Below are 13,469 nucleotides of genomic sequence, written 5' to 3'. Positions count from 1 at the left end.
CATGACCGATCTAACTTACCGCTGACGAGTGACAACCTCGTCGTGATGCTCTTCGCGCCAGCATTCATCGCATGTCAGCTACACTCTTCGTTGTGCTTGACCACCAACAGCGATTTTTTTACGGGTACCGGACTCCGGTGCCCGTGGTCTAGCCGATTCACGAGCCCCGCAGTCCGCTACCGGACTTCGGGGCTCATCTCTTGTGAGGCCGAATTCCGGGGTGGCATGCGGGACGACCGCTCCAAGAGAAAGTGTTGAGAAAGAAATGACTACCCACATGACCGAGAAGGCCAGCCAGAGCGCCGGGGATCCCATCCTCGATATTGACGAGCTGCGCAAGGAGATCGACCGCCTCGACGCGGAGATCCTGGCCGCCATCAAGCGCCGCACCGAGGTCTCCCGCGAGATCGGCAAGGCACGCATGGCATCGGGCGGGCCGCGCCTGGTCCACAGCCGTGAGATGAAAGTGCTCGAACGCTACAGCGAGCTCGGCCAGGAAGGCCATACTCTCGCCATGCTGCTGCTGCGCCTGGGCCGTGGCAGATTGGGACACTGATCCGGCGCCCAATCCCCGTGGGGATTGACGATGAGGGAGGGATTCGTTGAGCGACCAAGACAAGGGTGAGAACAAGCCCGACGCCGAGGACAACTCCACGGACAAGACCCGCCCCACGGACGGCAAGCAGACCGAGGCCGACGACAAGTCGGTGGACTACGAGCTGGAGGCGGCCGTCGCCGCCGAACGCACATCCACCGGCAAGTTCGTCGCCCGGCACGCCACCACCATCGTCATTGGGGTATTGGCGGTGTGCCTCGCCGCGGTGACGGCCGTGGCCGTGGGTCTGTGGATCGAGAACAGCCGCACGATCGACGACGTCCCGCAGGCCCGCCCGACCGTGAAGCTGGGTGTTCCGCTGGTGAACCCCGAGGTGACCACCGCCAGCACGACCACCACCACAAAATCTCGGGCCCGGACGACGAGCAGCACCACCAGCACGTCGAGCGGGTCCGGTACATCGACGACCAGTGGTAGTGCCACCACCACGGCGACGACCAGCATTTCGGTGCCCGGTCCCACCACTTCCTCGGTGCCCCGCGAGGCGACCAAGGATGAGCAATACCAGCTGACGAACGTGCTCAAGGCGTTCTATGCCGCACTCGGCGCCAAGAACCTCGATGTGCTCAACGCGCTGTCCTGCGTGAAGATCACCGACGAGGATCTCGAGGGCCAGGCGGATGACCTGAAGATCACCGTGGACAAGGTCGAGAAGACGGTAATCAACGGCGATACCGCCTCGTCGCGGGTGACCATCACGGCAACGGCCGGCGGCAAGACCCAGACGAAGTCGGGCGTCGCCGGGTTCGCGCGCATCAGTAACCGATGGGTAACTTGCGCCAACCAATAGGCAGCACTGCGCTACGCGTTCCCCCCTACTAGGCTCGGTCGCATGACACTCTCAGCGGCGTGGCAGGCACTGGAAACTCATCACAAGCAGATCGCCTCCACCCATCTCCGAGAGTTCTTCGCCGAGGACCCTGCCCGGGGAAGTGAGTTGACCGTGACGGTCGGTGACCTGTACATCGACTACAGCAAGCACCGGTTGAACCGCGAAACCCTCTCGCTGCTGGTCGATTTGGCCAAGGCCGCCGATCTGGAGGGGCGCCGCGACGCGATGTTCGCCGGAGCCCACATCAACACCTCCGAGGACCGCGCGGTGCTGCATACCGCCCTGCGCCTGCCCCGCGACGCGAAGCTGGTGGTCGACGGGCAAGACGTGGTCGCCGATGTGCACCAGGTGCTCGACGCCATGGGCGACTTCACCGACCGGCTGCGCAGCGGTGAGTGGGCCGGGGCGACCGGCAAGCGCATCACCACCGTGGTCAACATCGGCATCGGCGGTTCGGACCTGGGACCGGTGATGGTCTACCAGGCGCTGCGTCACTACGCCGATGCCGGAATCTCGGCGCGTTTCGTCTCCAATGTCGACCCTGCCGACCTGGTGGCCACGCTCGCCGATCTTGACCCGGCGACAACACTTTTCATCGTCGCGTCCAAAACATTCTCGACCCTCGAAACGCTCACCAATGCCACGGCCGCGCGACGCTGGCTGGTGGCGGCCCTGGGCGATGAGGCGGTGTCCAAGCACTTTGTCGCCGTCTCCACCAACGCGAAGCTGGTGTCGGAGTTCGGGATCGACACCGCGAACATGTTCGGCTTCTGGGATTGGGTCGGCGGCCGGTACTCGGTGGACTCGGCGATCGGTTTGTCGGTGATGGCGGTCATCGGGCGTGCGGCGTTCAATGATTTCCTGGCCGGGTTCCACACCGTCGACGAGCACTTCCGTACCGCGCCACTGGAGCGGAACGCGCCCGCGCTACTCGGCCTTATCGGCCTGTGGTACTCGAATTTCTTTGGCGCACAATCGCGTGGGGTACTACCCTATTCCAACGACCTGTCCCGGTTCGCGGCATACCTGCAGCAGCTGACTATGGAATCCAACGGTAAGTCGGTGAAGGCCGACGGCGCACCCGTGTCGGTCGATACCGGCGACATCTACTGGGGCGAACCAGGAACCAATGGGCAGCATGCCTTCTACCAGCTGCTGCACCAGGGCACCCGGTTGATCCCCGCGGACTTCATCGGCTTCAGCGAGCCCACCGACGATCTTCCGACCGCCGATGGCACCGGCAGCATGCACGACCTGCTGATGAGCAACTTCTTCGCGCAGACACAGGTGCTGGCATTCGGAAAAACCGCTGAGGAAATCGCCGCCGAAGGCACCACGCCGAATGTGGTTCCGCACAAGGTCATGCCCGGAAACCGGCCCAGCACAACGATTCTGGCCAGCAAGCTGACCCCCTCCACCGTCGGACAGCTGATCGCACTCTACGAGCACGAAGTATTCACTGCGGGCACCGTCTGGGGTATCGATTCCTTTGACCAGTGGGGTGTCGAGCTGGGCAAGAAACAGGCCATTGCCCTATTGCCCGTCATCACCGAGGAAGCATCACCCGCGCAGCAGACCGACAGTTCCACCGACACCCTGGTGCGGTACTACCGCGAGGCGCGGGGACGCGCACGCTAGGTCTAGCTTTCAGCGCTCAACGTATCCCGGAAAGCGGTCAATGCGTGGTCGAATCCCCGATCCGTAGGCCAGTACCGTTCGATCGCGGCATCGACGACATCGGCTGCTTCGCCAAGTACCTTGACACCGCTATCGGTGAGTTCCAGTAGCGACGAGCGACGGTCATCCGGATTGGGGACTCGGCGGACCAGTCCGCCCACCTCAAGCCGGTCGACAATCTTGGTAACACCACCAGTGGTGATCACCAGACCTTCGGCAATGTCATTGACACGGGTCTGATTGCGCGAGTTGATAAATGAGAGGACCTCCACAGAGCCCAGCTTCGGCAGCCCGACTTGAGCGAGTCGCGTTTCCGCAACTCGCCACAAGCGGGTCTCCGATTCGACCAGCAATCGAAGTCTGCGCAGTCCCTTACTCATGGTCACAATGTGACCACAATCTTCCCGGGCGCGCGAGGACCATCGAGCAACTCGTGGACGCGCGGCACGTCCTCAAACCCGTACGTCGCCGCCAGTTGCGAAACGACCGTACCGTTGACAATAGCGTCGATGACCAAGGCCAACGGCGCGTCAGCGATCGGCAACGCGGGAGAGCCGACCAGCTGGCTGGGAAAGAACCCGATCGAAACGGCCGGGGCCAGATCATCTATGAGACTGAAATTTTCCAGAACCGGCGGTCCGGCAAGCAGCCCGACGACAGTGACCTTGCCGAACGGACGCACCAGCTCGGCGAGCCGCGCCGACTCGGGGCCCCCGACGATGTCCAGCACGCCGTCCACGCCCGCAGGCTCCAGTTCCCGAATCCTGCCCGCGAGGTCGACAGAGTCGACGAGCACGTGCGCGGCCCCTGCGCGCCTCACCGCGTCGAGATCCTTTTCGCTTCTCACAATTCCTATGACATTCGCCCCAATCACCTTGGCGGCCAGTGAAGTCGCCGATAACCCGAGCGCCGAAGCCGCTCCTCTCACCAGCAGACTGCTTTGCGAATCGATCCGCAAAGACCTATCGACAGCGCCCCACGCCGTGATGTAAGACTGCGGGAGCGCGGCAAGCTGAGCCCACCCCAGATCGCTTGACGGAAGCTCAAAGACATTGCCGGCCAATACGTTCACCTGCTCGGCGTAGCTTCCAAAACGGTCGAACTGCAGCCCTCCCATGATGGTCGCTACCGCAGCGCCGGGAGCAAGCCTGCCCGACGGGTCCGCGACGACCTCGCCCACCGCCTCGATCCCGGGTACGACCACCCCTTCGATCGGTCCCATCTTCCCCAATCTGCGGTACCGCTCGGCCGCGTTGACGCCGAACGCCTTGACCTTGATCGCGACCTCGCCGGCCCGGAGGTCCGGCAGATCGACGTCACGCAGTTCCAGCACCTCCGGGCCACCCTCACGGCTGATCACCCATGCCTTCATTTCTTCCTCCTCAAACCATTGGTCCACAACTTCCTTCCATGAAGGTAGCTTCCATGGAAGTTGCTTGCAAGTCAGTGATCCCCCGTACGGTCGGCGGAAAGCTAGGTCGCGGCGACGATCACCACAAGCGCCGGGGTCTCGGACGTCCGGCGTATCCGGTGGGTGCGGGTGGCGTCGAGATAGGCGCTGTCCCCTTCGTCCAGCGCGTAACTCACCACGTCATCGTCCTGGCCACACTGCAATTCGATCGATCCGCGGTGCACGAACACAAATTCCTGACCCTCGTGCGACGACTTGTGCTCCGCGAATTCGGTCGATGGGCTGGCCAGGAATGGCGCCATGATCTTGCCGAGCATCTCGGTACTCAGCGCGTGAAACTTACTGTCGTCCCACTCATCCGCGCCGCGATCGACCACCACCCGGGATTCGTGGGCGTCGTTGGTGAACAACCTGCTGACATCCACATCAAGGGCCTGGGCAATGCGCATCGCGACCGATACCGACGGCGTGCTGTGTTCGCGTTCGACCTTCGAGAGATAGCTCTTGGTAAGACCGGTGCGGTTACCCAGCTCCTCAAGGGTGAGGCCGCGTTCCCGCCGCAGCGCGCGAACCAGCGATGTCATCCGGCCAGTGTGACACGAGGTGTCCCCGAATCCGGAAGGCAACACTGTTGACCATATGACACCTTGTGTCATATGGTGTTGCCCGAAGGCATCCAGACCAGAAGGGAGCACGAAAAATGGCCAGCACACTTCATGACACCAAATCCGACCTGATGAATCGCGCCGAGCGCGGCATGCAGACCCACTTCTCCGACTCGCAGTGGTCCACCCGCCAGAAGGTCGCGATCACCTGCCGCGCGCTCTTCGACCGCGGACACGACTCCGGCCTCGCCGGGCAGATCACCGCGCGCGCCGAGGAACCAGGCACCTTCTACACCCAACGCCTCGGCCTCGGGTTCGACGAGATCACCGAGGAGAATCTGCTCCTGGTCGACGAGGACCTCAATGTTCTCAGCGGATCCGGAATGGCCAACCCCGCCAATCGCTTTCATAGTTGGATCTACCGCGCCCGCCCGGATGTGCAGTGCATCGTGCACACTCACCCGTTCCATGTCGCGGCGTTGTCCATGCTGGAGACACCGCTGATCGTCTCCCAGATGGACATCGCACCCCTGTATGACGACTGCGCCTTCCTGCCGGACTGGCCGGGGGTTCCCGTCGGAAACGAAGAGGGTGAGATCATTTCGGCCGCGCTGGGCAACAAGAAGGCAATACTGCTCGCCCACCACGGTCACGTCGTCGCCGGAGCCTCCGTCGAGGAATCCTGCTCGCTGGCGGTACTGATCGAACGTGGCGCCAAGCTACAGCTGGCGGCGATGGCCGCGGGAACCATCGCCCCCCTGCCTGACCGGCTGGCCCGCGAGGCGCACGACTGGACCCTTACCCCCAAGCGCAGCATCGCCAACTTCGCCTACTATGCCCGCACCGCACTCGCCAATCACCCCGAAACCCTCACTCTGCCGACGACACAAGGGAATTCCCAATGACTTCAACACCCCAGTTCCACGGAATCATCGCCTATCCGGTCACCCCGTTCCTGCCCGATGACACCGTAGACATCGACCGGCTCGCCGAGCTCGTGTCCCGGCTCGTGGACGACGGAGCCCACGCCATCGCACCGTTGGGCAGCACCGGCGAGTCCGCCTATCTCGAGGAACGCGAGTTCGATGCCGTCGTCGACACCACGGTCGCCGCCGTGAACAAACGCGTGCCCGTCATCGTCGGAGCCTCGGATCTGACCACCGCCAACACCATTCGGCGAGCACGCCACGCCCAGCAGGCCGGCGCCGATGCGGTGATGGTACTGCCGATCTCGTACTGGAAACTCAGCGACCGCGAGATCGCACAGCACTACGCCTCCGTGGGCGCGGCGATCGATATTCCGATAATGGCCTACAACAACCCCGCGACCAGCGGCGTGGACATGAAACCCGAACTCCTGGTGTCGATGTTCCGCGATATCGACAACGTCACCATGGTCAAGGAGTCAACGGGCGACTTGAGCCGGATGCTCGATATCAAGCGCCTCAGCGAGGAACAGCTGCCTTTCTACAACGGCAGTAACCCGCTGGTGCTGGACGCACTCAATGCCGGCGCTTCCGGATGGTGCACCGCCGCACCGTGTCTAGCGCCCCAACCGTGCCTGGATCTCTATGAGGCGGTGCGTACCGGACGCAACGACGACGCCGCGTCCATCTACGCCGCGCTCAAGCCACTGCTGCAGTTCATCGTCGCGGGCGGCCTTCCCACCACCGTCAAGGCCGGACTGGAACTGCTCGGACGCGCGGCGGGGGACCCCCGGCGCCCGCTGCTACCACTGGATTCCGAGGGGCGCGACACCCTGAAGGGGATCCTGGCGTCCACCCCTTAATGATAATGGTTATCATTATCATGTGACCACAGCCCAGCTCCTCCCCGTGACCGTGCTCTCCGGATTCCTCGGCGCGGGAAAAACCACCCTGCTCAACCACATCCTCGCCAACACCGAAGGCCGTCGCGTCGCGGTGATCGTCAACGACATGAGCGAGGTGAACATCGACGCCGCCCTCGTTGCGGGTACCGGCCACCTGGACCGCACCGAGGAGCGGCTCGTCGAACTCACCAATGGCTGCATCTGCTGCACCTTGCGTGAGGATCTGATCGAAGCCGTCGGGAATCTGGCGCGACAGAATCGATTTGACCAGCTGGTCATCGAATCGACCGGTATCTCCGAGCCCATGCCGGTAGCCGCCTCCTTCACCTGGGAGTTCGAAGACGGCACCAGCCTGGGGCAGGTCGCCCGGCTGGACACCATGGTGACCGTCGTCGACGCCTCCACCTTCCTGCCCGAGCTGGCCCGCGGGGAGGCGCTCGCGGATCGCGAGATGGCCGCCGCGGAAGGCGACGGCCGGTCCATCGCCGATCTACTCACCGATCAGGTGGAGTTCGCCGACGTGCTGATCCTCAACAAGGTGGATCTGGTGAACGAGCGAACCCTCGGCATGGTGGAAACCCTGCTGCGCCGCCTCAATCCGACGGCGACGATCGTGCGGTCCACCGGCGGCGCCGTCGACCTGGACCTGGTGCTGCAGACCGGACTATTCGATCCCGACCTGGCCGCCCAGACACCGGGATGGGACGAGGAGATCGCCGACGGGCACACCCCCGAAACCGAGGAATACGGCATCAGCAGCATGACCTTTCGCTCGGAGCGCCCGTTTCATCCCCAACGCCTCAATACGGCACTGGAAAACATGCAAGGACTGCTACGCAGCAAGGGATTCTGCTGGATCGCCAGCCGCCCCGATATCGCCGCGATCTGGTCGCAAGCCGGCCCCAACCTGACCATAGAACCCGCCCAGTTCTGGCGCAGTACCGAGATCGCACCGGGGCAGGAAATCGTCTTCATCGGCGTCCGGCTGGACCGGCCCCGGGTGCAGCACCTCCTGGATTCCGCAGTCCTTACCGACGACGAGCTGGCCGGTGGACCCGAAACCTGGCTCAACTTCCCCGATCCCCTACCCGCATGGGGTGTGATGCACGCCCATTAGCCCCGACGGCCCATCGCAGCCTTCTTGGCCCGGTTCCCGCAGGTATTCATGTTGCACCAGCGCCGATTATTGGCCCGGCTGGTGTCGACATAGAGACCGTGGCAGTGCTCGTCCGCGCACGCCTTCACCCGATCACGATCGGGGCCGCCGAGTGCCTCGATGGCGCTGGCGGCGATGACCGACAGGGCATCCGAGATCTCCATGCCACGCCAACGCGCGTCCCCATTCTCGAGCACCCGGTGCGGATTACCGTTCCGGGAGCACGCATTCAGCACCCGTACAGCCGCGGGGGCGACGCGCCCACCCGCAGCCACCGCGGTGCCCGCGCGGTGAATGCTCTCGCGCAGTACCTTGGCAGCGATCAGATCGGCTTCGGTCATGGCGGCATCCGCGACATCCAATTCGTTGGCCCATAACCACAACCGCAGCCGTTCCGGATCGGTCAGCCGTTCGGTGGCCGAGCCTGCCCGATCGAAGACCGTGGCGGTGAACCGGAAAGCCAGTATCGCGTTGTCCAGCCGAAAGATCGCCCGTGCGTCCTCCATCGCGCCAACCATGCGAACCAGTTTAACCGGTTCGACAGCCGGCGAAAAGTGATCTACGGTGGAACCGTCTTAACCGGTTCGCTTGGAGGCGACATGTCCGTCAACCACGTCGGGATAACCGTTCCCGATATCGCAGCGGCGATCGACTGGTACCGCGCGGTGTTCGGATTCGAGTGCGTGATGGGACCACGCATACTTGAGCGCGGGCAGTCCGGGGAACTCCCGCCCGGACTGGACAACCGGTTCGGCCGGGCCCAGATGGCCGGTCTGCAGACAGAGAACGGGGTAGGGGTCGAGCTGTTCGAATTCCTCGATCCCGCCACGGACCCACCACCAGAGGTGCCCGTCGAGTACACCCGGCGCGGTACCTGGCACCTGTGTCTCACGGTTGCCGATGTCGAAGCCCGGACGAACGCCGTCGCGGCGGCTGGCGGCAGGGTCATCACCGCACCGCGACCCGTCGTCGCGGGTAGACCATGGACCATGTCCTATTTGACCGACCCATGGGGCACGGTCATCGAACTGATGAGTCACGACTACACCGAGATCTTCACCAACTGGCCCACTGAGACAGGAGAGCACCAATGAGCACCATTGCCGTCGTCGGACTTGGAGCCATGGGAAAAGCCATGGCGGATAATCTTGTTCAAGCAGGGCATGACGTATCGGTATGGAATCGCTCGCCCGGACCGGTCGGCGAGCTCGAAGCGATCGGTGCGCGGCCACTCGCATCCGCGGCGCAGGCCTTTGAGTCCGGCGTGGTGTTCTCGGTACTGGCCGACGATCACGCCGTCACACAAACCTTCCTGACCCCGGAGGTCCTCAGCGCGGGCCGCGGAGCCCTGCACGTCAACCTCGCCACCGTCAGCACCAAACTGGCCGATCGGGCTACGGCACTGCATGACGAGCACGGCGTGGGATACATCGCGGCGCCGGTGTTCGGCAGGGTGGCCGTGGCGCAGGCGGGTGAACTGCAAGTACTGGCGGCGGGGCCGGCGGGCCAGATAGACCGGGCACAACCCTTTCTCGATGTCATCGGGGCGCGCACCTGGCGGTTGGGTGACGCACCGCGGCAGGCCAATGTTGTGAAAATTGTCGGGAACTTCCTCATCGCATCGGCCATCCAAGCGTTGAGTGAAGCCGTCAGCATGGCGGAGCGGTCCGGTGTGGATTCCGCTCTGCTGGTGGAACTGTTGACCAGCACGCTGTTCCAGGGCCCTGCGTACAGCAGCTACGGCAAGCTCATCGCCACCTCGACGTACGAGCCGGCCGGATTCACCACCACCTTGGGCCGCAAGGATGTCGGCCTGGCTCTTGAGGTGGCGGCAGATACCGGACTGCGATTGCCGTTCGGCGAGGTGCTGCGAACCGTCTTCGATGAGGCACTCGCGTGCGGACACGCCGACTTGGACTGGTCCTCGGTCGCCGACCTACAGCGGGCGCGCGACGCGGAGTGACTATGGCATGATGTCCACAGGAATGCCTCACGTACACAGGCGAATCGCACTGTTACGTATGGAGGTTTCCTGTGGCTATATCCCTCAAACTGGCGGCGAGCCGGCCCTTTCCCGCGCGGGTAGGGCCTAAAGGCTCTCTTATCTACCGCCTTATTACCACCACCGATCACAAACTGATCGGCATCATGTACCTGGTCACGTGTTTCGCCTTCTTCATGGTGGGCGGGTTGATGGCGCTGCTCATCCGCGCCGAACTGACCGCACCAGGGCTGGCCTTCCTCTCCAACGAGCAGTACAACCAGCTGTTCACCATGCACGGCACCGCGATGCTGCTGTTCTACGCCACACCCATCGTGTTCGGCTTCGCCAACGTGGTGCTGCCGCTGCAGATCGGCGCCCCCGACGTGGCCTTCCCACGTCTGAACGCACTCTCGTTCTGGCTCTTCCTGTTTGGTGCGCTCATCGCCCTGGCCGGATTCATCACCCCCGGTGGTGCCGCCGACTTCGGCTGGACCGCCTACACACCGCTCTCCGACGCCATCCACTCACCGGGCGCCGGTGGCGACCTGTGGATTCTGGGCGTCGCGGTCGGCGGCCTGGGCACCATCCTGGGCGCGGTCAACATGATCACCACCATCGTGTGCATGCGCGCGCCCGGCATGGTGATGTTCCGGATGCCGATCTTCACCTGGAACATCCTGGTGGTCAGCGTGCTGGTGCTGCTGGTGTTCCCGCTGCTGGCGGCGGCGGCCATCGGACTGGAGGCGGACCGGCGGCTGGGTGCGCATATTTATGATCCCGCCAACGGGGGAGTTCTGCTGTGGCAGCACCTGTTCTGGTTCTTCGGGCACCCCGAGGTGTACGTGCTGGCGCTCCCATTCTTCGGGGTGGTGTCTGAGATATTCCCGGTGTTCAGCCGTAAGCCGATCTTCGGTTACACCACTCTGGTCTTCGCGACCCTGGGAATCGGGGCACTCTCGATCGCGGTATGGGCACACCACATGTACGCCACCGGCGCCGTGCTGCTGCCGTTCTTCAGCTTCATGACGTTCCTCATCGCGGTTCCGACGGGTATCAAGTTCTTCAACTGGATCGGCACCATGTGGAAGGGGCAATTGACCTTCGAGACGCCGATGCTGTTCTCGATCGGCTTTCTGGTCACCTTCCTCTTCGGCGGTCTGACCGGCGTCCTTCTCGCCGCTCCCCCAATAGATTTCCACGTCACCGACTCATACTTCGTGGTGGCGCACTTCCACTACACCTTGTTCGGCACCATTGTGTTCGCAAGTTTCGCCGGCGTGTACTTCTGGTTCCCGAAGATGACAGGGCGCCTGCTCGACGAACGCCTGGGCAAGTTCCATTTCTGGTTGACGTTCATCGGCTTTCACGCCACGTTCCTGGTGCAGCACTGGCTGGGCAATGAGGGCATGCCGCGCCGGTACGCCGACTACCTGCCCACCGACGGCTTCACCGGATTGAACATCGTGTCCACCGTGGGCGCATTCATTCTCGGTTCGTCGATGCTGCCGTTCGTGTGGAATGTGTTCAAGAGTTACCGGTACGGCGAGGTCGTCACGGTCGACGATCCGTGGGGCTACGGCAACTCCCTGGAGTGGGCCACCAGCTGCCCGCCGCCACGGCACAATTTCACCGAGCTGCCCCGGATCCGTTCGGAGCGCCCGGCATTCGAGCTGCATTACCCACACATGGTCGAACGCATGCGCACCGAGGCGCACGTCGGGCATTAGCCCGGGACGTGACCGCCGTCCGGCTCACGCCCGAACACGAACCGGCGGCCGGTGATCTGTGCCGGAATGATCCGCACGTAGTGCAGTTTCAGGGTGGGGATCCACGGATACAGGCCGGCACCGTCGGCCTCATCGATATCGACCGATGCGCTGAGCACCTGCGCGGCACCGCGCACGACAACACTCCAGCCGCCGATATCGTTGTAATCGTCGGCCTCGAACAGCACCTGGTCGCTGACCACCGCACCAAAAAGTTTGGTGCCCTCCGCTGTTCGGAACAGCACGGTGCCGCGCTGGGTCACGAAATTGATGGGGAAGATCTCGGGCCTACCGTCGATCACCACCACCAGCCTCCCCAACTTCGCGCTCGACAGCAGAGTCCAGCTTTCGTACTTTTCCAGCAGGGTCACGGGTTGCGAATCAGGCGTCATGACGCCGATGATGGCCGAGGGCTGGATTGGAAAACTAGATGCGAATGTCACTATTTCCAACACGATTGGACTCTCCAGGTCTGGACCAAGCGCTCGTCTGGTGTTATGCAGGTCTGAAGTTACCGATGGCGAGGAGGCAAGGGCATGGTCTACCGGGTGGCCCAGTGGGCGACAGGAGAGGTCGGCAAGGCCGCGATCAAGGCGGTACTCGCACACCCGGAACTTGAGCTGGTGGGGTGCTGGGTGCATTCACCAGAGAAGACAGGTGTCGATGTCGGCGAGCTCATCGGACATGCGCCCATCGGGGTCACCACGACCAACAGTCTCGACGACATCGTGTCGTTGCAGGCCGACTGCGTGATCTACAGTCCGCTGCTGCCCAACCCATCCGAAGTCGCGGCGCTACTCTCCTCGCAGAAGAACGTCGTCACCCCGGTCGGCTGGTTCTATCCCGATAGTTCCGGGCGTGACCTGGACACGACGGCCCGCGAGGCCGGGGTGACCTTGCACGGCACCGGGATTGACCCCGGCGGCATCACCGACCTGTATCCGCTGATCTTCTCGTCCATGACATCTGCCGTCACCTATGTGCGCGCCGAAGAGTATTCGGACATCCGCACCTATGGCGCGCCCGACGTCATCCGGCACATCATGAAGTTCGGCGGCACCCCGGAAGAGGCCGTGAGCGGCCCGATGCCCAAGCTGTTGGGCGGCGGGTTCAAACAGTCCCTACGAATGATCCTCGACGGCATGGGGTTCGCGGACGTGACGATCCGGCCGGATCTCAAAGTCGCCGTGGCGACCGCGGACATCGATTCGCCCATCGGCACCATTCGGCCCGGATCAGTTGCCGGTCAACAATTCTCTTGGGAGGCATTCGTCGGAGACGAGGCTGTGGCACGGATCGCGGTGAACTGGTTGATGGGTGAAGAGCACTTGGACCCGGGCTGGTCCTTCGGTCCGAGTGGTCCGCGCTACGAGGTAGAGGTGCGGGGCACCCCCTCGTCCTCGTGCACCATTACCGGGTTTCATCCGCACAGCGTGCAAGCGGGGCTCATCGCCAACGAAGGCGTCGTTGCGACCGCCGCCCACTGCGTCAACTCGGTGCCCTACGTCTGCGAGGCCGCGCCGGGACTCAAGTCGTACCTGGACCTTCCACTCATCGCCGGTAGGGCGCACCCTCGCCTCCAGCGGTAACC

15 protein-coding genes are annotated in these 13,469 nt (G+C 63.5%); 10 read left to right on the top strand and 5 right to left on the bottom strand.

Going from position 1 to position 13,469, the window contains the following annotated elements:
- The first annotated feature begins 220 nt into the window (after positions 1 to 220).
- From ABG82_RS05605 to pgi, 3 genes are read left to right on the top strand one after another with little or no spacing between them, the layout of a single operon-like run.
- On the top strand, positions 221 to 556 hold the full coding sequence (locus tag ABG82_RS05605) for a chorismate mutase (protein ID WP_264032067.1): 336 nt from the start codon (positions 221 to 223) through the stop codon (positions 554 to 556).
- A 46-nt stretch (positions 557 to 602) separates the two neighbouring features.
- Entirely contained in the window at positions 603 to 1,406 is an 804-nt protein-coding gene (locus ABG82_RS05600) for a hypothetical protein (protein WP_043078773.1), read from the top strand.
- Between the two features lie 42 nt (positions 1,407 to 1,448).
- The gene (gene pgi, locus ABG82_RS05595) at positions 1,449 to 3,086 is read left to right on the top strand and encodes a glucose-6-phosphate isomerase (RefSeq protein ID WP_043078774.1); all 1,638 of its coding nucleotides are present in this window, start codon (positions 1,449 to 1,451) and stop codon (positions 3,084 to 3,086) included.
- Between the two features lie 2 nt (positions 3,087 to 3,088).
- On the opposite strand, the gene ABG82_RS05590 is transcribed toward pgi, so the two are convergent.
- The 3 genes from ABG82_RS05590 to ABG82_RS05580 all read right to left on the bottom strand — a co-directional run bounded on the left by ABG82_RS05590 (position 3,089) and on the right by ABG82_RS05580 (position 5,120).
- Positions 3,089 to 3,505 (bottom strand): MarR family winged helix-turn-helix transcriptional regulator, encoded by a 417-nt coding sequence (locus ABG82_RS05590; protein ID WP_043078775.1) that lies wholly within the window; start codon positions 3,503 to 3,505, stop codon positions 3,089 to 3,091.
- A gap of 2 nt (positions 3,506 to 3,507) precedes the next feature.
- Positions 3,508 to 4,497: a zinc-binding dehydrogenase gene (locus ABG82_RS05585; RefSeq protein ID WP_043078776.1), complete on the bottom strand. Its 990-nt coding sequence runs from the start codon at positions 4,495 to 4,497 to the stop codon at positions 3,508 to 3,510.
- 101 nt (positions 4,498 to 4,598) lie between these two features.
- Positions 4,599 to 5,120 carry a helix-turn-helix domain-containing protein gene (locus ABG82_RS05580; RefSeq protein WP_043078777.1) on the bottom strand — a complete coding sequence of 174 codons (522 nt, stop codon included), beginning with the start codon at positions 5,118 to 5,120 and terminating at the stop codon, positions 4,599 to 4,601.
- Positions 5,121 to 5,236: 116 nt separating this feature from the next.
- Between ABG82_RS05580 and ABG82_RS05575 the strand changes: the two genes are divergently transcribed.
- The 3 genes from ABG82_RS05575 to ABG82_RS05565 are packed head-to-tail and all read left to right on the top strand — an operon-like array spanning position 5,237 to position 8,089.
- Entirely contained in the window at positions 5,237 to 6,046 is an 810-nt protein-coding gene (locus tag ABG82_RS05575) for an aldolase (RefSeq protein WP_043078778.1), read from the top strand.
- Positions 6,043 to 6,930 carry a dihydrodipicolinate synthase family protein gene (locus tag ABG82_RS05570; protein ID WP_043078779.1) on the top strand — a complete coding sequence of 296 codons (888 nt, stop codon included), beginning with the start codon at positions 6,043 to 6,045 and terminating at the stop codon, positions 6,928 to 6,930. Before ABG82_RS05575 ends, ABG82_RS05570 begins: the two co-directional genes overlap by 4 nt.
- Before the next feature lie 22 nt (positions 6,931 to 6,952).
- Positions 6,953 to 8,089, top strand: a complete 1,137-nt coding sequence (locus tag ABG82_RS05565) for a GTP-binding protein (RefSeq protein ID WP_043078780.1) — start codon at positions 6,953 to 6,955, stop codon at positions 8,087 to 8,089.
- On the opposite strand, the gene ABG82_RS05560 is transcribed toward ABG82_RS05565, so the two are convergent.
- The gene (locus ABG82_RS05560) at positions 8,086 to 8,646 is read right to left on the bottom strand and encodes a CGNR zinc finger domain-containing protein (protein WP_043078781.1); all 561 of its coding nucleotides are present in this window, start codon (positions 8,644 to 8,646) and stop codon (positions 8,086 to 8,088) included. The two genes, ABG82_RS05565 and ABG82_RS05560, sit on opposite strands and share 4 nt — an antisense overlap.
- Positions 8,647 to 8,727: 81 nt before the next feature.
- Here ABG82_RS05560 and ABG82_RS05555 point away from each other — a divergent pair, with 81 nt between their 5' ends.
- From ABG82_RS05555 to ctaD, 3 genes are all read left to right on the top strand, one after another.
- Positions 8,728 to 9,222: a VOC family protein gene (locus ABG82_RS05555; RefSeq protein ID WP_043078828.1), complete on the top strand. Its 495-nt coding sequence runs from the start codon at positions 8,728 to 8,730 to the stop codon at positions 9,220 to 9,222.
- Positions 9,219 to 10,091, top strand: a complete 873-nt coding sequence (locus ABG82_RS05550; protein WP_043078782.1) for an NAD(P)-dependent oxidoreductase — start codon at positions 9,219 to 9,221, stop codon at positions 10,089 to 10,091. The genes ABG82_RS05555 and ABG82_RS05550 overlap by 4 nt, the downstream gene beginning before the upstream one ends.
- Positions 10,092 to 10,162: 71 nt before the next feature.
- Positions 10,163 to 11,839, top strand: coding sequence for an aa3-type cytochrome oxidase subunit I (ctaD, locus tag ABG82_RS05545; protein ID WP_043078783.1), 1,677 nt, complete (start codon positions 10,163 to 10,165; stop codon positions 11,837 to 11,839).
- On the opposite strand, the gene ABG82_RS05540 is transcribed toward ctaD, so the two are convergent.
- Positions 11,836 to 12,270 carry a pyridoxamine 5'-phosphate oxidase family protein gene (locus ABG82_RS05540; protein ID WP_043078784.1) on the bottom strand — a complete coding sequence of 145 codons (435 nt, stop codon included), beginning with the start codon at positions 12,268 to 12,270 and terminating at the stop codon, positions 11,836 to 11,838. The genes ctaD and ABG82_RS05540 overlap by 4 nt on opposite strands.
- 144 nt (positions 12,271 to 12,414) lie before the next feature.
- Here ABG82_RS05540 and ABG82_RS05535 point away from each other — a divergent pair, with 144 nt between their 5' ends.
- Complete coding sequence (locus tag ABG82_RS05535) at positions 12,415 to 13,467, top strand: NAD(P)H-dependent amine dehydrogenase family protein (protein ID WP_043078785.1); 1,053 nt, start codon at positions 12,415 to 12,417, stop codon at positions 13,465 to 13,467.
- The last annotated feature ends 2 nt before the right edge of the window (positions 13,468 to 13,469 follow it).

It is taken from the genome of Mycobacteroides immunogenum, assembly GCF_001605725.1.
Classification (GTDB): domain Bacteria; phylum Actinomycetota; class Actinomycetes; order Mycobacteriales; family Mycobacteriaceae; genus Mycobacterium; species Mycobacterium immunogenum.
The sequence above is the reverse complement of the archived record's forward strand: the minus strand, read 5'-3'. Positions and strand labels throughout refer to the sequence as shown.

Bases quoted from the DNA above. Each gene is read 5' to 3' on its own strand.
- pgi (WP_043078774.1), top strand. From the start codon at position 1,449: ATGACACTCTCAGCGGCGTGGCAGGCACTGGAAACTCATCACAAGCAG.
- ABG82_RS05590 (WP_043078775.1), bottom strand. From the start codon at position 3,505: ATGAGTAAGGGACTGCGCAGACTTCGATTGCTGGTCGAATCGGAGACC.
- ABG82_RS05585 (WP_043078776.1), bottom strand. From the start codon at position 4,497: ATGAAGGCATGGGTGATCAGCCGTGAGGGTGGCCCGGAGGTGCTGGAA.
- ABG82_RS05580 (WP_043078777.1), bottom strand. From the start codon at position 5,120: ATGACATCGCTGGTTCGCGCGCTGCGGCGGGAACGCGGCCTCACCCTT.
- ABG82_RS05575 (WP_043078778.1), top strand. From the start codon at position 5,237: ATGGCCAGCACACTTCATGACACCAAATCCGACCTGATGAATCGCGCC.
- ABG82_RS05570 (WP_043078779.1), top strand. From the start codon at position 6,043: ATGACTTCAACACCCCAGTTCCACGGAATCATCGCCTATCCGGTCACC.
- ABG82_RS05560 (WP_043078781.1), bottom strand. From the start codon at position 8,646: ATGGTTGGCGCGATGGAGGACGCACGGGCGATCTTTCGGCTGGACAAC.
- ABG82_RS05555 (WP_043078828.1), top strand. From the start codon at position 8,728: ATGTCCGTCAACCACGTCGGGATAACCGTTCCCGATATCGCAGCGGCG.
- ABG82_RS05550 (WP_043078782.1), top strand. From the start codon at position 9,219: ATGAGCACCATTGCCGTCGTCGGACTTGGAGCCATGGGAAAAGCCATG.
- ABG82_RS05540 (WP_043078784.1), bottom strand. From the start codon at position 12,270: ATGACGCCTGATTCGCAACCCGTGACCCTGCTGGAAAAGTACGAAAGC.
- ABG82_RS05535 (WP_043078785.1), top strand. From the start codon at position 12,415: ATGGTCTACCGGGTGGCCCAGTGGGCGACAGGAGAGGTCGGCAAGGCC.